A 21,361-nucleotide genomic window follows, 5' to 3' on the forward strand; every position below is an offset into this window, starting at 1 on the left:
TGCTCCGGTAGCCGGGGCCCGGCCAGTTCAACTGGTCCTGTCCTCGGCGGGACCTAGGTCCCGCACGGGAAAACCGGCCTATCGCGTTTCGAGGGTTACCCATTCGAGGTAGTCGGCGCCGCCGCCCTCGATCGGCGTCACGATGATCTCCGGGACGTCGTAGGAGTGCCGCGCCTCGAACAGTTCCACGAGCGCGGCCGCGCGATCCCGTGCCGTCTTGCACTCGACGCGCCACTCGGTCTCGGTCTGCACCGCGCCTTCCCAGTGGTAGACGCTGGTGATCGGGCCGACGATCTGCGCGCACGCCGCCAGGCTCGCTTCGACGGCAGCCGCGGCCAACACACCGGCGGCGTCCGCGGAATCGGCGGTCGTGGTGACGACGACGTGGTCAACAGGCATGTCGTCACGGTACCGCAGACCACAAAAGAGAATTCGGCGTGCCGAAAAAACAAATCCGGGAACCCGGGAAACAGTATTCACGCGCCCCGATCACGCATTTCGCGAACCCTATCTGCTTGCCTTTTTCTGAATCACGCCTTTATCGTTGCAGTGAAAGGGGTGCGAAACCACGATGTCTCCCGCTGTGCTGGCCTTCCTCAGTGCGTTCGGCCTGGTGCTGGCCGTGGAACTGCCGGACAAGACCCTGGTCGCCACCCTGGTTCTCACCACCCGTTTCCGGGCCTGGCCGGTTTTCGCCGGAGTGTGCGCCGCGTTCGCCGTGCAATGTGTCGTCGCGGTCGCTTTCGGCAGTGTGCTCACCCTGCTCCCGGACACCGTTGTCGCGTTGATCGTGGCCACGATGTTCGGATTCGGGGCCTTCATGCTCCTGCGGGAGGGATTCGCCAAGGGCACCGACGGCGGCGAGGACGCGTCGCGCTCCGGCCCGTCCCCGCTGTCTTTCTGGCGTTCCGCGCTCACCTCGTTCGGGGTGCTCTTCGCCGCCGAGTGGGGCGACGCGTCCCAGCTCGCGACGGCCAGCGTCGCGGCCAAGTTCGGCAGCCCACTCGCGGTGGGCCTCGGCGCGTTCTTCGCGCTGGTCTCGGTCGCCGGGCTCGCCGTGGTCATCGGCGCGAAGATCCGCAGCCGCATCCGGCCGCGGCTCATCCAGCGCTGTGCCGGGTTCGTTTTCGCGGGCTTCGCGGGCCTGTCCCTCGCCCAGCTGGCGTTCTGAGCCACGAGGGGACTACAGGGGTTTCACAGGATCACCGGGTAACCTCGCGCGGAACCACGGATGAGGGCAAGGTGAACCGGCGGTGACGTCGCGGGTCCTTGCCCTCGCTGATGCCGCCCGACCCCGTTCAGGAGATCCTCCGGTGACCTCGCCGAAGACCGCCGTCGCGCGCGCCGTTTCGCCTGCGCACGGCCGGCTCGCGGTCATCGGGATGGCGACGGCCGTGCTGCTGTCGGCCGTATTGCACATCCGGCTGTCCGGCCAGGTCAGCCCGATCTGGCAGACGCTGTCGGAATACGTCTACGGCCACATCGGCCGCGAGTCCGCCGCGCCGCTGTTCGCCGCGATGTGCCTGGCGCTGGCGCTCGGTTCGCTCGCGCTGCTCACCGGCATCGCCAGGGCGCGCGGGCAGGGCACCCGGCCGGTGCTGGTCCTGCTCGGCGTCTGGTGTGCCGGGCTGCTGGTCTGCGCGACGGTTCCGGTGGACCCCGAGGGCCAGGCCCGCACACTCGCCGGCCAGGTGCACAACTACGCCGCGCTGACGGCGTTCCTCGCACTGCCCGCGGCCGCGTGGGTACTCACCCGGCGCGGCCGCGCCCGCTGCCCGTGGGAGCCGCGCCGGACCACGATCCGGTGGCTCGCCGTGGCCAGCATGGTGAGCGTGCTGGTGGTGCTCGGCGGGTTCGTCGCGACGCTGGTGGTCGGCCCGGCGCGGCAGGAGGTCAGCATGGGCCTGTTCGAGCGGCTGCTGTTCACCATCGACCTGGCGCTGCTGCTCACCATGGTCCGGCCGCTGCTGGAGACCGCCCGCCCCCGCTAGCCGACCGGGTCGACGTGGATGTCCTCGATGCCGTCGCCGGACATCCACCACGACGTGTACTGCTCGTCGGGGCCGACCCACAGTTCGGCGCCGTCGTCGAACGTCAACGTCAACCGGTAGTCCAGGAGGTCGGCCGCCACCACGGTCCGGCGCAACAACGCGAGCACGGGCGGCAGCGTGCTCAGTTCCTCCGGATCGATCTCGCGCCGCACACCGTCCGCGCCCAGCAGGGTGAACGGCACCGCAACGGCCAGCTCCGCCGAGACCTCGTCCCGCCCGTCGACCACGCGGACCAGCAGGAGCCGCGTCTGGTAGTCGAACGCGGTCCGGGTGACCTCGCAGCCGACCAGGTCCGGTGTCTTCACGAGGCCTCCGTCTTCAGGATCTCCGCGAGGCGCGCCGCCGCGGCGACGACCCTCGGCCCGATGTCTGCCGCCGTCAGGGGCTCCAGCGACACCACGCCGACGCTCGCGCGCAGGCCCGGCACACCGCGCACCGGCGCCGCGACACCGGACGCGCCCGCCTCCAGCTCGCCGCTGGAGGTCGCCCAACCGTCGCCGCCGGGACGCAGCGTCATCGCCTTCCCCGCCGCGCCGGCGGCCAGCGGATGCCGCGTGCCGATGCGGTAGGCGACGTGGAAGCTGGTCCACGTCGGCTCCACCACCGCGACGGCGAGCGCCTGATCGCCCTGGGCCACCGAGAGGTGCGCGGTCGCGCCCACCTTCTCCGCCAGCTCGCGCAGCACCGGGACCGCCGCGTCGCGCAGTTGCGGCAGCACCTGGCCGGCCAGCCGGAGCAGGCCGACGCCGAGCCGGACCTTGGTGCCGTCCCGCCAGACGAGCCCGCGCTCGGACAGCGGAACCAGCAGCCGGTACACCGCCGCCCGGCTGGCCCCGATGGCGACCGCGAGCTCCGAGATGGTCGCCGCGCCGCCACCGGCGTCGGCGACCGCCTGGAGCAGCGCCAGTCCGCGATCGAGCGTCAGCGAGCCTTCACGCGTCACAACAGTTCGAGTTCCCCGAGGTCGGCGACCGGCTCGTCGAACGACGCGGCCGCGTAGCACGCGAAGAGCTGCCGGACCGCCTTCGCGGCGGGCTCGGGCAGCGCGCGTGCCTCGTCGGCCAGCGCCTTCCCGTCGGTCGACTCCAGTGCCGCGCGGACGTCGCCGCCGGAGAGGCAGCGGGCCGAGGCGACCAGCAGGTTGAGGAAACCGTGGTGGGTGAAGCCCGAGTCGGCGTCGGTGTGCCGGACGGCCCGGTGCAGGCTGTTGGTCGCCTTGAAGGAGGCACCCTCGGCGCCGCTGACCACGGACAGGAAGTCCGCGACCTCGTCCACGCTGGGGAAGTTCTCCCCGGCCTGGCCGCCGCAGCGGATCTTCGGCCAGCTGCCGTGCTCGATCACCTTGCGGACGCCGTCCAGCCAGCCGACGCCGCGGCGCGGCTCGACGACACGGATGACGTCCTCGGGCACGAACTCCGAGACCCGCTCCAGCCACACCTCGTCGACGTCCGACGGGGCGGGCATCTCGACCATCCGCAGGGCGAGCAGCTCGCCGCGGGATTCCACGATCGAGATCGCCTTCGGTACCCCGCCGAGGCCGGTGTCGATGATCAGCGACAGCGGCAGCGGCTCCTTCGGTTTGATCTTGATGAGCTCGGTGATCAGCTCCGGCAGGCGGGAGGCCTGGCAGAGGAAAACCCCCAGTACACCGGCGTGTTCACCGGTCCGCGACGCGAAGTGCGCACGCAGTGCGTCGGGCATCTTCACGTCGGCGGGCGGGAACAGTGCCGAGTCGTCGACGAGCCGCGCGAACAGGGGAGGAATTCCACGGGGGCCGGGGGGCGTGAGTTCCACAGCGCTTGACACGACTGACACGCTAGTAGCGTACGACATGAGGACAAAATCGTTCGTTAAACGGACACATCTCGATCGGTCACGAAGGAGGCACCGATGCCCTACTACCGGCAAGTAGGCGAGGTCCCGCACAAACGGCACACCGCGTTCCGCAAGCCCGACGGCGGCCTCTTCGCCGAGGAGCTGATGGGCGTCGAGGGCTTCTCCGCGGACTCCGCGCTGCTCTACCACCGCGGGATGCCGACGGCGATCGTCGACGCGGTGGCGATCGCGGACGAGCGCGGCGCGCTGGCCCCGAACCACCCGCTCAAGCCCCGGCACTTCAAGACGCAGGACCTCAAGTTCGCCGAGGGCACCGACGCGGTCACCGACCGGCGCCGCCTGTTCGGCAACGCTGACGTCACCATCGGCTTCGTCACCGCGAACGCGCCCAGCCCGCTCTACCGCAACGCCGCGGGCGACGAGCTGTTCTACGTCCAGGGCGGCTCGGCGACGGTCGAGACGATCTACGGCGCCCTCGAGGTCGGCGACGGCGACTACCTCGTCATCCCGACCTCGTGCACCTACCGCGTCATCCCGCACGGCGAGGTCAAGCTGCTGACGCTCGAAGCCCGCGGGCACATCGGGCCGCCGAAGCGCTACCTTTCGGCGAAGGGCCAGTTCCTGGAGCACTCGCCGTACTGCGAGCGCGACATCCGGGGCCCGTCGGAGCCGCTGCTGGCCGACGGGACCGACGTCGAGGTCCTCGTGCGCCACCGCGCCGGGCTGACGCGCTACACCTACGCCACGCACCCGTTCGACGTCGTCGGCTGGGACGGCTGCCTGTACCCGTGGGCGTTCAACATCGACGACTTCGAGCCCATCACCGGCCGCGTGCACCAGCCGCCGCCCGTGCACCAGACGTTCGAGGGCCCGAACTTCGTCGTGTGCTCGTTCTGCCCGCGCAAGGTCGACTACCACAAGGACTCGATCCCGGTCCCCTACAACCACGCCAACGTCGACTCCGACGAGCTGATGTTCTACGTGCGCGGGAACTACGAGGCCCGCAGGGGTTCCGGGATCGGCATCGGCTCGCTGTCGCTGCACCCGTCCGGGTTCACGCACGGACCGCAGCCCGGCGCCGCGGAGGCGTCGATCGGCGCCGAGTTCTTCGACGAGACCGCGGTGATGGTGGACACCTTCGCCCCGCTGGACCTCGGCGAGGCCGCCGAATCCTCCGAGGACCCCGGATACGCCTGGACCTGGTCGGGCCGAGGCCCCGCCTGAGCGATCCCGTCACGGCCGGTGCTTCCCGGGAAGCACCGGCCGGTCAGCCGCTGAACCTGGCGATTCCGACGAGCGGATAGCCAGGCACGCCCACCCGCGTGCTCCCGCTCGGCTCGCCGATCACCCACAGCCGCCCGGTTTCGCCGATCGTGGCGGCCAGGCTCGGATCCGCCCGCATCCGGAAGCCGACGGTCCAGCCACCGGGCAGCACGGCCCGGCCGGCGAGCCGGGCAACGGCACCGTTGACGACCTGGACCGGCTTGTCCAGCACGATCCGCAACTCGGTCCACTCGGCGGGCCGCCAGGTCGCCAGCCGGACGGCGAGCACCAGGTACCAGCAGGCGCCGAGGACGATCAGCCCCGCGAAGCAGAGCGGAACCACCGCGACACGCGGGCCAAGGACCTCGACAGCCGAGCTGCGCAGGACCGACCAGGAAAGCGCACCGGCGAACGCCAGCAGGAAGACCGCGTTCCAGACCAGCGCCACGCCGACCCGGTCCGCGTGCGCGCGCAGGACCGGATCCCGGTGCGGCGGCGACGGTTCCCTGGACACGGGTGTCAGCGCGGCCGAGCCGTCGACCGGCCGCGAACGGAGCCGGGCACGCCGGGGCCGGAGCGTCCCGGGCAGCATGACGAACGCGCGGCCGTCCGTTCCCGGGCCGAGAACCCAGATCCGGCGTTGCCCGGCCAGCTGGAGCCGTTCGGCCCGCGGCAGCCGCGTGACGAGCCAGCCCGCGGTGTCGCCGTCGGTGTGACGCAGGCTGACCCGCGACTTCGCGGCCAGCGCGTCCTCCGGACCGAGCGTCAGCCCGGTGAACCTCGACCGGCTGTAGGCCGCCAGCCCGGCATACCGCAGTGAACGGATGACCTGCCCCACCACGCAGAGCCCCAGCCACACCACCAGCAGCACCGGGACCGTGCCCATGGTCAGGGACAACCCGCCGCAGACGAGGCCGCCGAAGAGGACGAGCACGAGGATGTTGGCGGGTCCCCGGGTCCACTTGCCGACGAGCTGCTCGAAGATCGCCATCGTGACCGCGGACTCGTTCGGGTCCGGTTCCAGTACCTGGACGTGTTCGGACGGCGTGGTGCTCTCCACGAATTCCCCCTCGGCAGCCGTCTTGGCTGGTCGACGGCCTTTTCGTAAGCACGTTCACGTTCGTTACAGCGACTCGGCGACCGTGACGGCCCCCTGTGAAAACGTCACGTCTTCCCTTGGCTCACAAGTTCAGGTTAGGCTCACCTAAGTAGGAGGTGAGCCGTGACCGAGGCACCGATGACCATCCGCCGCCCGCCGGCACCGAACCCGGCCGAACGCGCGAAGACGATCGCCACCCGCAATGGGCCGGCCTCGCTCGTGCCGACCGTGGAACGCGCCGACTGCGACACCGGCCGGGTGGTGCCCGTGCTGCACCACGTGCACCACAGCGGCAGCGTCAGCATCCTGCTCCCGGACGCGCACGCGCTGGTCCGCGCCGCCGGGCAGGCCCAGCGCGGCGAGCTCGCGGTGATGGTCGAACTGACCGACGAGGCGCCGGTGGAGCTGCGCGAGCCGGTCCGCGGGCTGTTGTGGATCACCGGCTGGCTGCGCCCGCTCAGCGAGGTTTCCGCGCGGGCCCGCGCGGTGTCGATCGCCGAGACCCGCCCGGACCCGCGGCTGCTCGACGTCGGCCACGGCATGACCCTGCTGCGGCTCACCCCGGCCTCGATCGTGCTCGCCGACGCCGAGGGCACGCATTCGCTGCGCCCGCACATGTTCAGCGCGGCACCGCCGGACCCGTTCCACGACTACGAGGCGGAGTGGCTGCGGCATCTGGAAAGCGATCACCCCGACGTCGTCGAGCAGCTCGCCCGGCATCTGCCGGAGGAGCTGCGCGGCGGCCGGATCCGGCCGCTCGGCCTCGACCGCTTCGGCCTGCGGCTGCGGGTCGAAACCGACGCGGGCGACCACGACGTCCGACTCGCCTTCTCGCGGTCGGTGGCCTGCCCGCGTCAGCTCTCGGCGGAGTTACAGCGGCTGCTCGGCTGCCCGTTCCTGCGTCAGCAGGGCATGGGCGGCTAGGACTGCTCCGCCGGCTCGGGCGGGAATCCACCCTTCGCGATCGGGCCCCAGGACTCGATCGTCACGCGGATGAGGCTTTTGCCCTGCTTCCGCATGGCTTCACGGTATTCGTCCCAGTCCGGGTGCTCGCCCGAGATGCTGCGGAAGTACTCGACCAGCGGTTCGACGGACTCGGGCAGGTCGAGCACCTCGGCGGTGCCGTTCACCTGCACCCACTGCCCGTTCCACTCGTCGGAAAGGACACAGGCGGACACCTTCGGCTCGCGCCGGACGTTGACCACCTTCGCCCGCTTCGGGTAGGTCGCGATGACCAGCCTGCCCTCGCCGTCGACGCCGCAGGTGACCGGTGACAGCTGGGGCGTGCCATCGGCCCTGGTGGTCGACAGGATCACGCGGTGGCGGGTGGACAGGAACTCGACCAGCGCGGCGCGGTCGACCTTTTCGTTGGTGGCAATGCTCCTCGGCATAACCCGACGGTAGCGTGCGGACATGCATTCCCCCGTGCGGTCCTGGCTGGCTCCGGCGCGTCCGGCGTTCCCCGGCGCGGTCACCGAGCCCGGCGAGCGCCGCGCGATCGTGGTCGAGCTGGTCATCGTCTTCACCATCACGCTCGGCATGTCCGGGCTGCGCAGCCTGCTGTCCCTTGTGGACTCCTTGCTCAAACCGGTCCCGCTCGCCCAGCAGCAGGCACAGATCAACGTGCCGCAGGCGGTGTCGAGCCTGATCGACATGACCAAGCAGCTGCTGTCCGCGGCGCAGCTGATCGCCTGGGGCGCGCTCGGGCTGTACCTGTTGTGGCGGGCCGGGATCAAGCTCGCGCAGGTCGGTCTCGACCGGCGGGCGCCGGGCAAGGACACACTGCTCACCGTCGCGCTCGCCGCGATCATCGGGATTCCCGGGCTGGGACTGTACTTCCTGTCCTACCACCTCGGTTTCAGCCTCGCGGTCCAACCGTCCACTTTGGGCAGTACGTGGTGGCGGCCGATCACGCTGAGCCTGTCGGCCTTCGGCAACGCCTTCGCCGAGGAGGTGCTCGTCATCGGGTACCTGCTGACCCGGCTGCGCCAGCTCGGCGTACGCGAGAACAGCTCGGTGCTCGGCGCGGCGGTGCTGCGTGGTTCGTACCACCTGTACCAGGGGTTCGGCGGGTTCGTCGGGAACTTCGTGATGGGGCTGATCTTCGGCAGGCTGTGGCAGAAGACGAACCGGCTTTGGCCGCTGGTGGCCGCGCACACGCTGTTCGACGTGGTGTCGTTCGTCGGATATTCGCTGTTGAAGGGCCGTGTTTCCTGGTTGCCGTGACCGCCAAACATTAGGCTCGGCCGGGTGACTGACGAGATGACAGCACCCCGGGTGGACAGCGAAGTCGGACCTCTCCGCACGGTGCTGCTGCACCGGCCGGGCAACGAGCTCAAAAGGCTCACGCCCCGCAACAACGACCAGCTCCTCTTCGACGGCATCCCGTGGGTGGACCGCGCGCAGGAGGAACACGACGCGTTCGCCGAGGTGCTGCGCGGCCGCGGGGTGGAGGTGCTGCTGCTCGCCGACACGCTGCGCACGACGCTGGCGGACACCCGCGCGCACGCGGCCGGGGTACGGGCCGCGGTCGACGACCGGCGGCTCGGCGCCGAGCTGGGTGATTCGCTGCGTTCCCACCTCTCCGGCGTCGACGCGGCCACCCTCGCCGAGGTGCTGATGGCCGGGATGACCTTCGAGGAGCTGCCGGCGTCCGAAGGCGCCTCGCTGGTGCGGATGATGAACCGCCCGCACGACTTCGCGGTCGACCCGCTGCCGAACCTGCTGTTCACGCGGGACTCGTCGGCCTGGATCGGCGGCCGGGTCGCGATCTCGTCGCTCACCATGCCCGCGCGGCGCCGCGAGACGCTGCTGCTCGACCTCGTCTACGCCTACCACCCGCGCTTCCGGCACGCGGACCGCGCGTACGGCGCGCATTCGGCGCCGATCGAGGGTGGCGACATCCTGCTGCTGGCGCCCGGCGTGCTCGCCATCGGCGTCGGCGAGCGGACCACCGCCGCCGGCGCGGAATCCCTCGCGCGCTCGGTGTTCGCCGACGGGATCGCGCACACCGTGCTCGCGGTGCCGATCGAGCAGTCGCGCGCCACCATGCACCTGGACACGGTGTGCACGATGGTCGCCGCCGACGCGGTCGTGATGTACCCGCTGGCCCGCGATTCGCTGACCGCGTTCACGCTGCGCCCGACCGGCGACGGCGGTGTGAAGGTCGCGGGCCCCGCGCCGTTCCTCGACGCCGCCGCGGAGGCGATGGGCATCGAACGGCTCCGGGTGATCGACACCGGTCTCGACCCGGTGACCGCCGAGCGGGAGCAGTGGGACGACGGGAACAACACCCTCGCGCTCGCGCCGGGCGTCGTCGTCGGGTACGAGCGGAACATCGAGACCAACGCGCGGCTGGCCGAGGCCGGGGTCGAGGTACTGCCGATCACCGGGTCGGAACTCGGGTCGGGCCGGGGCGGGCCGCGGTGCATGTCCTGCCCGATCCGCCGCGACCCGCTCTGAGCCGGGGAAACATGGCCGAACACGAATAAGAGAGGCCAAGTTAGCCTTTCCTAAATTAATGGCTTTTCATTAGGGGAGGCTAACCGAAATAAGTGGAGACTTGCTTTAGGAATGGTAACCTAATAGGGGGTAGATCACCAGCCAAAAGTGGAAACGACTACATAGCGAGTGTATTGTTTTCGCCATGGCCGTCACGAAGTTGAAGAAGGAATCCGGCTCGAAGTTCTACGAGCTGCTGCAAACCCAGGTCCACAACGAGTTCAACGCTTCACAGCAGTACATCGCGCTGGCGGTCTGGTTCGACGCGCAGGACCTTCCCCAGCTGGCGAAGCACTTCTACCGGCAGTCCGTCGAGGAACGCAACCACGCCATGGCGCTCGTCCAGTACCTGATGGACCGCGACCACCCGGTGACGATCCCCGGCACCGGTGAGGTCCGCACCGAGTTCTCCGACGCCGTCGAGGTCGTCGAGCTCGCGCTGAACCAGGAGAAGGAGGTCGCGGCCGACATCTCGGCCATGGCCAAGGCCGCGCGCGCCGAAGAGGATTACATCAGCGAGCAGTTCACGCAGTGGTTCCTCAAGGAGCAGGTCGAGGAAATCGCGCAGATGACCACGCTGCTCACCATCGTCAAGCGCGCCAATGGCAACCTGTTCGAGGTCGAGGCGCATCTGCACCGCGAATCCGTCGGTGACGGCGGCGCGGACAGCGGTATGCCCCCGGTCGCCGGCGGCGCGCTCTGAGGTTTCCCCCAAGGTTTCTCCCACCACGCCGACGGCATCAGGAGAAATAGAGAACCCGGGCTCTCCCCCTGTGGAGCAGCCCGGGTTTTCCGTTGTGCCGTCAGCAGTCCTGGTAGACGCTGGCCAGGTTCACACTCGCCACGTCCCCCTCCGGGGTGAGCGTGAAGTGGTAGTTGGCGACCTGCCCGGCCGGGGCGACCAGGCCGTCCGGCTCTTCGGAGGCACCAGCATAGCTCTTGATCACGTCCTCTTTGGACGAACCCGCCCCGATGCCCTCCGGGGTGTGCGCCGCGGCCGTCGGCGTGACCGCGACGACGCCGTTCGCCTGCGAGATCGTCACGTTCACCGTGGTCGGCAACCCGCCGCCCTGGACGTTGGCGAACGAGCAGGCGTCCGTGGTCGTCTTCTTGCCGAGCTTCATGCCCTGCGCGGTCACCTGCGCCTCGGTCATCCCCAGTTTCAGCGCGCCGATGCCGGACGCGGTCAGCAGCGGACCCGTCGTCACCTTCGTCGTCTGCGGCTTCGACGGCGTGGTGGTGGCGGCACGACTGCCGGTCGCCCGCGGCGGCGTCTCCTCGTGCTGGGTCGGCCCGGGGTCCGGCGGCGCCGCCGGGGTGGGCGGCGGGCTGGACGTGGCCGGCGCGGGCGAGCCCGGAGTCGACGGGGCGGGCGCCTGAGTCGACAGCTCCGGCGAGCCGGGAGACAGCGCCGCGGTGCTCTGGCTGCCGTGGATCTTCACCGCGGTGAAGCCACCGACGGCGACGAGCGCGGCCATCGTCACCCCGGAGGCCGACATGACCACGCGGCGACGGCGGCGACGGCGCCGCGCCCCGGCCACGATCGTTTCTTCGGCGCTCGCCCCCGGCATCACGCCGAGACGGTCATCGGCGAACAACGTGCGAAGCCGCTGCTCGAGCTCGTCTTCGGACATGTTCATTCGGCTTCACTCCCTTCGCCGTCGAGTCCGGTCAAGGTCAGTTTCGTCCGCAGCGAGGCGATCGCCTTGCTGGCCTGGCTCTTCACCGTGCCCTGGGTGACACCCAGCGCGGCCGCGATCTCCGACTCGGACAGTCCGTCGTAGTAACGCAGGACCATCACCGCGCGTTGTCTCGGCGGCAACGCGCGTAACGCTTGCCACAGCGGTTCGTGCTCGAACGGGTCGGCGTGGCTGAACGGCTGCGCGTCGGGGATCTCGGCGACGAGGCTCTCCCGCTTCGTCCGCCGCCAGCGGCTGACGTGCGCGTTCGCCATCGACCTGCGGATGTAGGCCAGCGGGTCGCCGGTCTTGTTCTGCACGTACGTCCAGCGCGAGCCGATCTTCTCCAGCACGGTCTGGACGAGATCCGCCGCGTCGTGCGGGTTCCCGGTCAGCGCGTGCCCATAGCGAAGCAGCCCGGGCAACGCCGTCCGCACGAAGTCGCCGAAATCCGCGAACTCGCCCGGCACGGACGTCGACCTCCCTCGGCTCTCGAGAGCCACCCCCGTGTCTCCCAGAGAAAAGACGGGTGCCGCTGCGGTCACCGTATCGCCCCCTCCGAGATCCACGTTGCCAGGCGCCGAGTCGCCGTCCTCCCCAACACGCATCGCACCCCCCACAGGTTGTCCCGCCCGTATCATCATTTCGTGGGACGCCCGGATGAGCGTTACGTTGCCCTGCTCATCGCTGGGTCAGCGCGTCCGGGGGAAGGTAACGACCATCGTCCTGAGCTGGGAATTCGTGCACGGCTACGACCGCCGCGCGCGGGATCGCCCCGTACACGTGCGGAAACCAGATCCCGGCCGGATGTGGCGGGTCGCCCTCCTCCCAGCGGACCGGGGCGCCGACCGCGGCGACGTCGATCTCCAGCAGCACCAGGTCGGTGCGGCCGGTGAACAACGCGTTCGCGGGCAGATGCGCGGTGCCGGGGTCGGCACAGTGCACGAACCCGACGTCGCCGAGCGACGCCGGGCGGTACTCGTCGGTGACGGCTTCCCACTCACCGCGACCACAGATATGCACGATCATGCCCCGATCGTGCCACCCGGACGGGTCAGCGGAGGGTGAGCTGCCGCCCGATCAGGCCGTCGCGGGCACGGCGCTCGGCGGCGTTGAGCGGCTCGGAGTCGAGCGACTTCAGCGCCGCCTCCAGCCGCGTCCCGAGCTGGTCCTTCGCCTCGGCCCACTCGCGGGCGTGGGCCTCGGGGTCGAGGTCCCAGACCGGCACCAGCAGCCCGTGCGCGCGGAACGAACCGGCGTAGCGAGTGCCCTCGCCGAGCCCCAGCTCCCCCGCCGCCGACAGCCGCGCAAGCGCTTGCAGCAGCAGGTTCTCCTGCTCGGGGCGGATCCAGCGCAGGTGCGCCTTCTCCCCGGCGAGCACCCAGTACGCGCCGGCGCCGAGCCGCTCGGTCGGCATGATCGCGGCGTTCGCGCGCTCCAGCGAGACGGCGACGTCGCCGGTCGCGTCGGCGTCCTCGGGCAGCCACCACGCGAAGTCGGTGTGCAGGGTGACGTCGAGTTCGGCGTCGGCGACCAGGAGATCCTGGAGGCGGGCGTGCTCGTCGGCCTGCGGCGGCATGGTGGTGTCGGGCACCGCGAGGACGTCGCCGGGCTTGGCCTCGAGCAGCCACCTGAGCGAGCGCCCGAGGTCCCGGCTGATGTCCGACGAACGGGTCTGCACCTGCAGGCCCAGGTACCGCTCGCCGTCGGACCGCACGAACGCGGCCGCCGCCATCGGCAGCACGGTGCCCAGGGTGACGTCGCCGCCGTCCTTCAACGACAGCTTCGCCGTCGCGGACGGCACGAACTCACGCAGCGCGATCAGCTCGGGCTCCGCGGTGAGGCCCTCGAACGGCTGCCCGACGAAGACGTCGCGCACCTTCGGCGTCCGGTTCGCGTCCTTCTTGGGACCCTTCTTGCGCCCACCCTTGCCCACTGCGGCCTCCTCAAAGCTCGGGTCAAGACGCTATCGAAGACGCGGCCCCGGGGAGCGGTCGGCCCCCAAGCGGGCCAGAACTTCCGCCGGACCGCCTGAGATCGCGCGTCATGCCCCGGCGATCTCCCGTGTGCGGACGGACATCTCGCGTGACCGGATGGAGACCTCGCGTGTGTACGCCGGGTTAGAGTCGGGGCGTGTTCGACCCTCGCGATCCTGTCTTCCTCGCCGACCCGTATCCCGCGTTCGCCACGCTGCGCGCCGAAGGCGAGGTGCACCGGCACGACGGCCTCGGGCTCGCGATCGCCGTCTCGCACGCCGCGTCCGCCGCGGTGCTGCGGCATCGCGGGCTCGGCCGGATCTGGCAGGACGCGCAGCCGGTCGAACGGTTCGCGTCGTTCAACCTGCTGCACCGGAATTCGTTGCTGGAGAACGAACCTCCCGCGCACACCCGGCTGCGGCGCCTCATCTCCGGCGCGTTCGCGCGCGGGCACGTCGAACGGCTGCGGCCGATGGTCGCCGAGTTCGCGGACGCGATGGTCGACGAGCTGGCCGAGAAGATCGCGGCCGACGGGTCCGCTGATCTTCTGGAGCACCTCGCCCAGCCACTGCCGGTGGCCGTCATCGCGGAACTGCTCGGCGTGCCCGACGCCGACCGGCCGCGACTGGTGCCCTGGTCGAACTCCATCGTCAAGATGTACGAGTTCGGCCTGCCCGAGGAAGATCGCGACGCTGCCGAGCGGGCGGCCGCGGAATTCGTCGCGTACCTGCGGGAGCTGGCTCGGGCGCGGGCGGCGGCGCCGGGCGAGGACATCGTCAGCGACCTGCTGCGCAGCGGGCTGACACCGGACGAGCTGGTCGCGACGGCGGTGTTGCTGTTGATGGCCGGGCACGAGGCGACGGTGAACGTCATCGGCAACGGCGTCGCGGCATTGCTGACGTACCGGAATCAGTGGGAGCGGCTGATCGCGTCGCCGGAGCTGCTGGACTCGGCGGTCGAGGAGCTGATCCGGTTCGACTCGCCGTTGCAGCTGTTCGAGCGGACCGCGACCGAGGACGTCGAGATCGCCGGGTTCCGGGTGGCGCGCGGGGAGAAGATCGGGGCGCTGCTGGGCGCGGCGGCGCGGGATCCGAAGGTGTTCGCCGAGCCGGACGTGCTGGACATCGGCCGGTCGCCGAACGCGCATCTCGGGTTCGGGATGGGGATCCACTACTGCGTGGGGGCGCCGCTGGCACGGGTGGAGATCGGCGCTGCGTTGAAGGCTTTGACGACACGGCTGCCGGGCCTGCGGCTGGTCTCGGCGGAACGTCGCCCGGAGTTCGTGATCCGGGGCCTGAAGGAACTACGCGTAACGACCTAGCTGCTTCGGCGGCGTTCCGAAACGGCGAACTCGCGTACCGGAACGGACGACTCACGTACCCAGACGGTCGACTCGCGTACCTGAAGGGACGGCTCGGCGTTGGTGCTCAGGAGCGCTGTTCGGCGGCGTGGCCCAGAGAGCCGAGGAAGTTCGCCCATGCCGAGGAGGAGGCGAGGAGTACGCCGTCCTGCGGTGCCTTGGAGTCACGGACAGCGATCACCGGCTGGAGAAACGCGACCTCGACACACGCGTTGTTAGAGCCTGTATTGCTGCTGCGGCTGCTTTTGCGCCACACCGCGGCATCCAAGTCCGCAAGGAACGTTGCCGGGGACATGGCACCGCCTCTCTCAAGAACCGCCGTACCGTTCGCGAGCAACCCGGTTCACCAGCTCCACCGAGTCCTCCGGTGATAACGCTTGGGAACGAAGCCGGTCGAACACAAGTCTAGCCGCTACCACCTGCTCCTCGTCCTCAATATGGATCGCACCGGTTGTGTACTCGACATAGAACAGGTCGGCTTCGTCCTGCCCTGGAAACTCCAACACGATGAACGAGCTGCTCATAGCGTCGTGTGCCCCGGAGCGAAACGGCATCACCTGGAAGGCCACCGTCGGGTATGCGCTCAGCTGCACGAGGTGCCGCAGTTGCTCAAGCATCACTTCGCTACCGCCGACCTCACGATGCAAAGCCGCCTCATCGATGATGGCGGCCAGTTCCAGAGGCTTGTCCTTGGCGGTCAACCGCTTCTGCCGGATTGCCCGGACAGCCAGCATGTTCTCCAACTCCTGCTCGGTCCGCCGCGTGCCCGTCTGGAGCAGTGCCCTGCTGTAGGGCTCGTGCTGCATCAAGCCAGGAATGTTGAGAGCGTTGAACTCCATCAGGCCAGAAGCTTCGGTTTCCACGTCTACGTAGCCGAAGTCCTTCAGGCCGAAAGCTCGCCACCAGCCGGGCTTGTATGCCTCGCGGGTCGCGTCGAGGAGGCCGTCCTCGTAGGCGTCGTAGAGATCCATCATCGAGCGGACCAGGTGCACATCCGCCCTGGTCTCCCCCGTCTCGACGCGGTGCAGGCTGGTGCGCTTCTTGTCCAGCTGCTCGGCCGCCTCGTCCAAGGTCAGCCCGGCACGTTCGCGGAGACCGCGGAGGCGATGCCCGAGCCGTCGTCGACGGAAGGGCGGGCCGACCTGCCCGGACACGCGTGACGACCTCCCCACTCCCCGTGATCTCGATCATCTTGACACCGAAAGTGGCAAAAGTGGGATTTCCGGTTTTCCGGCGCGTCAAGACTGGTGCCGCCGGTCGGATACTGGCCGCCGTCATTCCACTATGGACGGAGGAATCCCATGCCAGGCAAGCCTCAGCTGTTCACGCTCGTCAGCGCCGAGAAAGGTGAGATCTTCATGGCGGGCATCGAGCTCGGTGGCCACGCCATCACCTACCGCCCGCCGATCGGCGAGGAGAACTTCCTGTTCGGGACCCACAAATCGTCGATGGCCGCGCTGAGGCTCTATCGCCGGATGTACGGCCTCGACCTCACCCTCGTCTTCCACGAGGTCACGCGCACAACGGCGCTCGACCTGCCTGCCTAACGCGGGGCGGTCGCCGGGCGGGCTGGGCGTTCGGGAACCGGGGCGCCTTCGACGCGCAGCACACGCAACTCACGGAGCTTGGCCCCGGCGACCGGCATCAACAGTTCCGAGAACTGCCGGACGACCAGCGCCGTCACGGCGGCGAGCCCGGCGGCCGAGAGATCGCACAGCGCGACGAGCACGACGCTGTCGGCCAGTGCCTGCACACCATCGCGGAAACGCCAGTAGAGGGTGACCGCGAGCAGCACCCAGTTCAGCAGCCAGACGCCCCACCAGAACAGCACCAACCGCGACGGCTTCGGGCGGGTGGCCCCGGAGCGGCGCAGCACCGCGTGTTCCAGCTCGCCCACCACGGACAGCGCCATCGGCAGGTTCACCACCGGCACCAGGATCCCGACCAGCACCTGCCATGGTGGACGCGGCACGGCCTCGCCCAGCTCGTCCGCGGCGGCGCGGCGGGCGACGAACAGCCACCAAATCGACAGCCCGGCGGGCAGCAGCGACAGGATCGTCGTGAGCAGCCCGGCGGTGACGACGAAAGCGTCCGAAAAGGACACCACCGACGTGCTCAGCGCCGCTTCGCGGCTGCGTACCAGCAGGACGTACCGCCAGATCTCCGCACCGGCGGCGACCGTGGCGAGCACGACGAACGCCCACAGCACCACGACGAGACTGCGGGAGAGCACCGGGATCCGGTCGATCGCGCGGACCTCGCCGGAGGCGGTGCCGGGCACCGCCGTCGGGCGGCGCCAGACCAGGTTCGGGAAACCCCAGCGCGGCGGCACCGGGTACGACGGCGGGCCCAGGTAGGGCTCGCGGACGACGGGACGGCGACGCGGCCAGGCGCCGGGCGGGGGCGACGCGACCCAGCGCAGTCGCGGCGGATGCACCGGCGCGCGGTGGTACGGGTAGACCTCGCCCTGGGTGGCCAGCGCACGCCCCGTGTGCCGCGCCTGCGCGGGATGCGGCGCCGCGGGCACGGAGGGCCAGTACCCCGTGCCCGGTGGGTACGCGGGCGCGGGATACGGCTGGGCCGGGTGTTGCCGACCTGGGGGCTGGCCTGGCTGCATGACTACAGGACTTCGGGCTCGATGCCGGGCAGCTCACCGATCATCGGACGGCCTTCGCGCTGCCAGGAGGCCATCCCGCCCGCGACGTTGACCGCGTCCCAGCCGCTGGCGTTGAGCCACGCCGCCGCTCGGGCGGAGCGGCCGCCGGTGCGGCAGATGACGTAGACCGGCTGGTCGTCGGGGAGATCCTCCAGCTCACTGACGCGCGCGGGCAGCTCGCCCATGGGGATGTGCAGGGCGCCGGGAGCGTGTCCGGCACGCCACTCGTCGTCCTCGCGGACGTCGAGCAGGGGCAGACCGTCGTGCGGCAGGTCGCGCACCGCGGCGGTGGGGATTTCAGCAGGGCTTACCACGCTCCCCATGCTGCCACGCCCGCCCGTGACACGCGCGTGAGCTGCCGAAAAGTCCGCACACACCACACGAGCTCAGCGAGTGCGCTGGTAGTGACGACGTGCTTTCTCGCGGTTGCCGCAGGCGGCCATCGAGCACCAGCGGGCGCGGTTGGCGCGGCTGCGGTCGAGCAGGAACAGCCGGCACTCGTCGTTGGCGCAGGGACGCAGCCGTCCCGGCCACTGCTGCTCGGTGGCGGCCCAGGCGAGCACCACGTCGACGGCCAGCCGGGCGTGCGGCGGGGCCTCGACTGTCCATCGGAGACCGTCCGCGCCGATCTGGGGGACCTGGTGGACGCCGTCGAGCAGCGGCTTCAACGCGGCGGGGGAGCTTTTCGCGCACACGACGTCCCGCAGGATGTCCCGCGTCTCGCGCAGCAGCGTCAGCTCCGCGAGGCTGCCGTCACCGCCGTGCTCCCGCGCCCAGCGCCTGCCCTCGGCCGGGTCGCCGAGCGCGTCCTGTTCCTCGCCGTTGATCAGCGGCCTGCTGTTGAGCAGGTCCAGCAGCACGTCCATCGGCGACCCTCTCCTTCTAACCAGATTGAGCCCTTTGACAGGTTAGCTCAAGACGTGCTTCCATGGCGAGCAACTAACCAGATAAACGACTTAAAGGGGTTATACGTGACCCACTATCGCACGGCCACGGTCGACGGCCAGGAGATCTTCTACCGCGAAGCCGGTCCCGCCGGCGCTCCCGTGCTCGTCCTGCTGCACGGGTACCCGACCAGCTCGTTCATGTTCCGCGAGCTCATCCCGCTGCTGGCCGGCGACTACCACGTCATCGCGCCGGACCACCTCGGCTTCGGTCACTCCGCCGCGCCGCCCACCGCGGAGTTCGCCTACACCTTCGACGCGCTGGCCGAGCTCACCTCCGGGCTGCTCGACCAGCTGGGTCTGGACCGCTACGCCCTCTACGTCCAGGACTACGGCGCCCCGATCGGCTGGCGTCTCGCGCTCAAGCACCCCGAACGGATCTCCGCCATCGTCACCCAGAACGGCAACGGCTACGAGGACGGATTCGTCGAGTCGTTCTGGGCCGACGTCTGGGCCTACGCGGCGAACCCCGGCCCGGACACCGAACCCGCCGTCCGCGTCGCGCTGAGCCGTGAGGCCATCCGCTGGCAGTACACGCACGGCGTCGCCGACCCGAGCCTGGTCAGCCCGGACACCTGGGAGCACGACTTCGCCCTCGTCTCCCGCGAGGGCAACGACGAGATCCAGCTGGCGCTGTTCCGCGACTACGCGAGCAACCGTCCGCTTTACCCGCTGCTGCACGAGTTCCTGCGCACCAGCGAGGTCCCGGTGCTCGCCGTCTGGGGCCGCAACGACGAGATCTTCGCACCCGAAGGCGCGCGGGCCTTCGCCCGCGACGCCAAGGACGCGGAGGTGCACCTGATCGACGGCGGCCACTTCCTGCTGGAGAGCCATCTGGGCGTCGTCGCGGGCCACATGCACGATTTCCTCGCCCGCGTGCTGGACTGAGAACGGTCCGTGGGGCCTCCTTGAGGGACCTGGAGTCCCTCGGGGAGGCCCCCACGGACCGTCAGTGCGCGATGGCCTTTTCGGCACCGGCGCCGGTGAGGGCGCGGACCTCCATCTCGGCGTACTTCTTCGCGTTGCGTTCCTTCGACAGCACAGTGCCGAGCCAGCCGAGGAAAAACGAGACCGGGATCGACACGATCCCCGGGTTCTCCAGCGGGAACCAGTGGAAGTCGACGCCCTTGATCATCGGCTTCGCGCCGCCGGACACCGCGGGCGAGAACACGATCAGCACGACACACACGATCAGGCCGCCGTAGATCGACCACAGCGCGCCCTGGGTGTTGAAGCGTTTCCAGAACAACGAGTAGAGGATCGTCGGCAGGTTCGCCGACGCGGCCACCGCGAACGCCAGCGCCACCAGGAACGCCACGTTCTGTTCCTTGGCGAGGATGCCGCCGACGATCGCGACCGCGCCGATCACCAGTGCGGTGATCCGCGCGATGCGGACCTCGGAGTCGGGCGAGGTCTTACCCTTCTTGATCACGTTCGCGTAGACGTCGTGGGCGAACGAGGCCGACGCGGTGATCGTCAGACCCGCGACCACCGCCAGGATCGTCGCGAACGCGACCGCGGCGATGAACCCGAGCAGCACCGGCCCGCCCAGCTCCAGCGCCAGCAGCGGCGCCGCCGCGTTCGTCGACCCCGGTGCCTTCGCGATCTTTTCCGGGCCGACGACCGCACCCGCGCCGTAGCCGAGCACGAGCGTGAACAGGTAGAACACACCGATCAGCACGATCGCCCACACCACCGAACGCCGGGCGTCCCGCGCGGTCGGCACCGTGTAGAAGCGCATCAGCACGTGCGGCAGGCCCGCGGTCCCGAGCACCAGCGCGATCCCGAGCGACAGGAAGTCGAGCTTCGTCGTGCCGGTCTTGCCGTACTGCTTGCCGGGGTCGAGCAGCGCCGCCCCGCCCTTGCCGCCCTTGTCGATCGCGGCCTGGAACAGGTTCGACAGGTTGAAGCCGTACTTGCCGAGCACCCACAGCGTCATCGCGAACGCGCCGATGATGAGCAAAGCGGCCTTGATGATCTGCACCCAGGTGGTGCCCTTCATCCCGCCGATCAGCACGTACAGGATCATGATCACGCCGACCACGGCGATGACCAGATCCTGGCCGAGATTGCCCTCGATGCCGAGCAGCAGGTTGACCAGCCCGCCCGCGCCCGCCATCTGGGCGAGCAGGTAGAAGAAGGACACGGCCAGCGTCGAGATCGCGGCCGCGGCGCGCACCGGACGTTGCTTCATCCGGAAGGCGAGCACGTCGCCCATGGTGAACTTTCCCGTGTTGCGCAACAGTTCCGCGACCAGCAGCAGCGCGACCAGCCACGCCACCAGGAACCCGATCGAATACAGGAACCCGTCATACCCGTTCACCGCGATCGCCCCGGCGATCCCGAGGAACGACGCCGCCGAAAGATAGTCGCCGGAAATCGCGATGCCGTTCTGCGGCCCGGTGAACGCGCGACCGGCGGCGTAGTAGTCCGACGCCGTCTTCGTGTTCCGGCTCGCCCGGAACACGATCACCAACGTGATCAACACGAACACGCCGAAAATGATGATGTTCAGCGCAGGGCTGCTGCCCTGCACGCCCGCGGCGAGAGTCATCGGCGCTGCTCCCCCTCGATCTCGGCGCGCAGCTCGTCGGCCACCGGGTCGAGCTTCCGGTTGGCGTACCGCACATACAGCCCGGTGATCACGAACGTCGACACGAACTGAAGGAGGCCCAGCACGAGCCCGACGGTGATGTTGCCGAACAGCTTCGTGCTCATGAACCCGTGCGCGTAGTCGGCGAGCAGGACGTAGAGCAGGTACCACGCCAGGAACAGCGCGGTCATCGGGAAGACGAACACCCGCAGCCTTCTGCGCAGCCGCGCGAACTCGGGGCTGTTCTGCACCCGCTCCCAGTCGGTTTCCGGCCCCACCCCACCGACGACCTCTCGCTCGGCGCTACTCACCGCGTCCCCCGCCTTCCCGTTCCCGTGATCGACACCGTTCCGTCGCAGCGACAGGGAGATCATGCCCCCGAATAACCCGTTTCAACGCTCAT

At 69.6% G+C, this 21,361-nt stretch carries 27 protein-coding genes; 10 read left to right on the plus strand and 17 right to left on the minus strand.

Translation table 11 applies throughout. The features are described 5' to 3' along the window. Window positions 1-78: 78 nt before the first annotated feature. The gene (cutA, locus tag ABD987_RS25550; RefSeq protein WP_345398641.1) at window positions 79-399 is read right to left on the minus strand and encodes a divalent-cation tolerance protein CutA; all 321 of its coding nucleotides are present in this window, start codon (window positions 397-399) and stop codon (window positions 79-81) included. Between the two features lie 172 nt (window positions 400-571). Here cutA and ABD987_RS25555 point away from each other — a divergent pair, with 172 nt between their 5' ends. Both ABD987_RS25555 and ABD987_RS25560 read left to right on the plus strand, forming a co-directional pair. Continuing rightward, a complete protein-coding gene (locus ABD987_RS25555) occupies window positions 572-1,171 on the plus strand; it encodes a TMEM165/GDT1 family protein (RefSeq protein WP_345398644.1) in 600 nt (199 codons plus the stop codon). Between the two features lie 142 nt (window positions 1,172-1,313). Continuing rightward, window positions 1,314-1,991, plus strand: a complete 678-nt coding sequence (locus ABD987_RS25560) for a DUF998 domain-containing protein (protein WP_345398647.1) — start codon at window positions 1,314-1,316, stop codon at window positions 1,989-1,991. On the opposite strand, the gene ABD987_RS25565 is transcribed toward ABD987_RS25560, so the two are convergent. Genes ABD987_RS25565 through ABD987_RS25575 form a run of 3 tightly spaced genes read right to left on the minus strand, consistent with a single transcriptional unit; the run spans window position 1,988 to window position 3,845 of the window. Next, a complete protein-coding gene (locus ABD987_RS25565; protein WP_345398650.1) occupies window positions 1,988-2,356 on the minus strand; it encodes a DUF6188 family protein in 369 nt (122 codons plus the stop codon). The two genes, ABD987_RS25560 and ABD987_RS25565, sit on opposite strands and share 4 nt — an antisense overlap. Further along, window positions 2,353-2,994 (minus strand): IclR family transcriptional regulator, encoded by a 642-nt coding sequence (locus ABD987_RS25570; RefSeq protein WP_345398653.1) that lies wholly within the window; start codon window positions 2,992-2,994, stop codon window positions 2,353-2,355. Before ABD987_RS25570 ends, ABD987_RS25565 begins: the two co-directional genes overlap by 4 nt. Continuing rightward, window positions 2,991-3,845: a hypothetical protein gene (locus tag ABD987_RS25575; protein WP_345398853.1), complete on the minus strand. Its 855-nt coding sequence runs from the start codon at window positions 3,843-3,845 to the stop codon at window positions 2,991-2,993. Before ABD987_RS25575 ends, ABD987_RS25570 begins: the two co-directional genes overlap by 4 nt. Before the next feature lie 96 nt (window positions 3,846-3,941). On the opposite strand from ABD987_RS25575, the gene ABD987_RS25580 reads away from it, so the two are divergent. Then, the gene (locus tag ABD987_RS25580; RefSeq protein WP_345398656.1) at window positions 3,942-5,111 is read left to right on the plus strand and encodes a homogentisate 1,2-dioxygenase; all 1,170 of its coding nucleotides are present in this window, start codon (window positions 3,942-3,944) and stop codon (window positions 5,109-5,111) included. A gap of 43 nt (window positions 5,112-5,154) precedes the next feature. Here ABD987_RS25580 and ABD987_RS25585 read toward each other — a convergent pair whose 3' ends face one another. Continuing rightward, window positions 5,155-6,210, minus strand: coding sequence for a hypothetical protein (locus tag ABD987_RS25585; RefSeq protein WP_345398659.1), 1,056 nt, complete (start codon window positions 6,208-6,210; stop codon window positions 5,155-5,157). A gap of 162 nt (window positions 6,211-6,372) precedes the next feature. Between ABD987_RS25585 and ABD987_RS25590 the strand changes: the two genes are divergently transcribed. Continuing rightward, entirely contained in the window at window positions 6,373-7,173 is an 801-nt protein-coding gene (locus tag ABD987_RS25590) for a DUF2470 domain-containing protein (RefSeq protein WP_378214292.1), read from the plus strand. Here ABD987_RS25590 and ABD987_RS25595 read toward each other — a convergent pair. Beyond that, on the minus strand, window positions 7,170-7,640 hold the full coding sequence (locus ABD987_RS25595) for a PPOX class F420-dependent oxidoreductase (RefSeq protein ID WP_345398662.1): 471 nt from the start codon (window positions 7,638-7,640) through the stop codon (window positions 7,170-7,172). The genes ABD987_RS25590 and ABD987_RS25595 overlap by 4 nt on opposite strands. 22 nt (window positions 7,641-7,662) lie before the next feature. On the opposite strand from ABD987_RS25595, the gene ABD987_RS25600 reads away from it, so the two are divergent. From ABD987_RS25600 to ABD987_RS25610, 3 genes are all read left to right on the plus strand, one after another. Further along, entirely contained in the window at window positions 7,663-8,475 is an 813-nt protein-coding gene (locus tag ABD987_RS25600; RefSeq protein ID WP_345398668.1) for a CPBP family intramembrane glutamic endopeptidase, read from the plus strand. Between the two features lie 36 nt (window positions 8,476-8,511). Continuing rightward, a complete protein-coding gene (locus ABD987_RS25605; RefSeq protein WP_345398859.1) occupies window positions 8,512-9,711 on the plus strand; it encodes an arginine deiminase in 1,200 nt (399 codons plus the stop codon). A gap of 184 nt (window positions 9,712-9,895) precedes the next feature. Next, window positions 9,896-10,453 carry a ferritin gene (locus ABD987_RS25610; RefSeq protein WP_345398671.1) on the plus strand — a complete coding sequence of 186 codons (558 nt, stop codon included), beginning with the start codon at window positions 9,896-9,898 and terminating at the stop codon, window positions 10,451-10,453. A gap of 100 nt (window positions 10,454-10,553) precedes the next feature. Here ABD987_RS25610 and ABD987_RS25615 read toward each other — a convergent pair whose 3' ends face one another. The 4 genes from ABD987_RS25615 to ABD987_RS25630 all read right to left on the minus strand — a co-directional run bounded on the left by ABD987_RS25615 (window position 10,554) and on the right by ABD987_RS25630 (window position 13,365). Then, window positions 10,554-11,390, minus strand: coding sequence for a hypothetical protein (locus ABD987_RS25615; RefSeq protein WP_345398674.1), 837 nt, complete (start codon window positions 11,388-11,390; stop codon window positions 10,554-10,556). Then, the gene (locus ABD987_RS25620) at window positions 11,387-11,899 is read right to left on the minus strand and encodes a SigE family RNA polymerase sigma factor (RefSeq protein WP_345398678.1); all 513 of its coding nucleotides are present in this window, start codon (window positions 11,897-11,899) and stop codon (window positions 11,387-11,389) included. The genes ABD987_RS25615 and ABD987_RS25620 overlap by 4 nt, the downstream gene beginning before the upstream one ends. Before the next feature lie 211 nt (window positions 11,900-12,110). After that, window positions 12,111-12,458: a DUF952 domain-containing protein gene (locus ABD987_RS25625; protein ID WP_345398681.1), complete on the minus strand. Its 348-nt coding sequence runs from the start codon at window positions 12,456-12,458 to the stop codon at window positions 12,111-12,113. A 25-nt stretch (window positions 12,459-12,483) separates the two neighbouring features. Further along, window positions 12,484-13,365 (minus strand): DUF5926 family protein, encoded by an 882-nt coding sequence (locus tag ABD987_RS25630; protein WP_345398684.1) that lies wholly within the window; start codon window positions 13,363-13,365, stop codon window positions 12,484-12,486. 197 nt (window positions 13,366-13,562) lie between these two features. On the opposite strand from ABD987_RS25630, the gene ABD987_RS25635 reads away from it, so the two are divergent. Further along, window positions 13,563-14,726 carry a cytochrome P450 gene (locus ABD987_RS25635; RefSeq protein WP_345398687.1) on the plus strand — a complete coding sequence of 388 codons (1,164 nt, stop codon included), beginning with the start codon at window positions 13,563-13,565 and terminating at the stop codon, window positions 14,724-14,726. 106 nt (window positions 14,727-14,832) lie between these two features. On the opposite strand, the gene ABD987_RS25640 is transcribed toward ABD987_RS25635, so the two are convergent. Beyond that, window positions 14,833-15,060 carry a DUF397 domain-containing protein gene (locus ABD987_RS25640; RefSeq protein WP_345398690.1) on the minus strand — a complete coding sequence of 76 codons (228 nt, stop codon included), beginning with the start codon at window positions 15,058-15,060 and terminating at the stop codon, window positions 14,833-14,835. 13 nt (window positions 15,061-15,073) lie between these two features. Continuing rightward, a complete protein-coding gene (locus tag ABD987_RS25645; protein WP_345398693.1) occupies window positions 15,074-15,919 on the minus strand; it encodes a helix-turn-helix domain-containing protein in 846 nt (281 codons plus the stop codon). A 147-nt stretch (window positions 15,920-16,066) separates the two neighbouring features. Here ABD987_RS25645 and ABD987_RS25650 point away from each other — a divergent pair, with 147 nt between their 5' ends. Next, window positions 16,067-16,312, plus strand: coding sequence for a hypothetical protein (locus tag ABD987_RS25650; RefSeq protein WP_345398696.1), 246 nt, complete (start codon window positions 16,067-16,069; stop codon window positions 16,310-16,312). On the opposite strand, the gene ABD987_RS25655 is transcribed toward ABD987_RS25650, so the two are convergent. The 3 genes from ABD987_RS25655 to ABD987_RS25665 form a co-directional block, all read right to left on the minus strand. Beyond that, a complete protein-coding gene (locus ABD987_RS25655) occupies window positions 16,309-17,382 on the minus strand; it encodes a DUF4328 domain-containing protein (protein ID WP_378214291.1) in 1,074 nt (357 codons plus the stop codon). The genes ABD987_RS25650 and ABD987_RS25655 overlap by 4 nt on opposite strands. Window positions 17,383-17,384: 2 nt before the next feature. After that, window positions 17,385-17,744 (minus strand): rhodanese-like domain-containing protein, encoded by a 360-nt coding sequence (locus ABD987_RS25660; RefSeq protein ID WP_345398699.1) that lies wholly within the window; start codon window positions 17,742-17,744, stop codon window positions 17,385-17,387. A gap of 63 nt (window positions 17,745-17,807) precedes the next feature. Next, on the minus strand, window positions 17,808-18,287 hold the full coding sequence (locus tag ABD987_RS25665; protein WP_345398702.1) for a CGNR zinc finger domain-containing protein: 480 nt from the start codon (window positions 18,285-18,287) through the stop codon (window positions 17,808-17,810). Between the two features lie 105 nt (window positions 18,288-18,392). Here ABD987_RS25665 and ABD987_RS25670 point away from each other — a divergent pair, with 105 nt between their 5' ends. After that, a complete protein-coding gene (locus ABD987_RS25670) occupies window positions 18,393-19,253 on the plus strand; it encodes an alpha/beta fold hydrolase (RefSeq protein WP_345398705.1) in 861 nt (286 codons plus the stop codon). Window positions 19,254-19,314: 61 nt separating this feature from the next. Here ABD987_RS25670 and ABD987_RS25675 read toward each other — a convergent pair whose 3' ends face one another. Next, on the minus strand, window positions 19,315-20,919 hold the full coding sequence (locus ABD987_RS25675) for a solute symporter family protein (RefSeq protein WP_345398708.1): 1,605 nt from the start codon (window positions 20,917-20,919) through the stop codon (window positions 19,315-19,317). Continuing rightward, on the minus strand, window positions 20,916-21,269 hold the full coding sequence (locus ABD987_RS25680) for a DUF485 domain-containing protein (RefSeq protein ID WP_345398865.1): 354 nt from the start codon (window positions 21,267-21,269) through the stop codon (window positions 20,916-20,918). The genes ABD987_RS25675 and ABD987_RS25680 overlap by 4 nt, the downstream gene beginning before the upstream one ends. Window positions 21,270-21,361: the final 92 nt, after the last annotated feature.

The sequence above is a fragment of the Amycolatopsis samaneae genome, assembly GCF_039541975.1.
GTDB lineage: Bacteria > Actinomycetota > Actinomycetes > Mycobacteriales > Pseudonocardiaceae > Amycolatopsis > Amycolatopsis samaneae.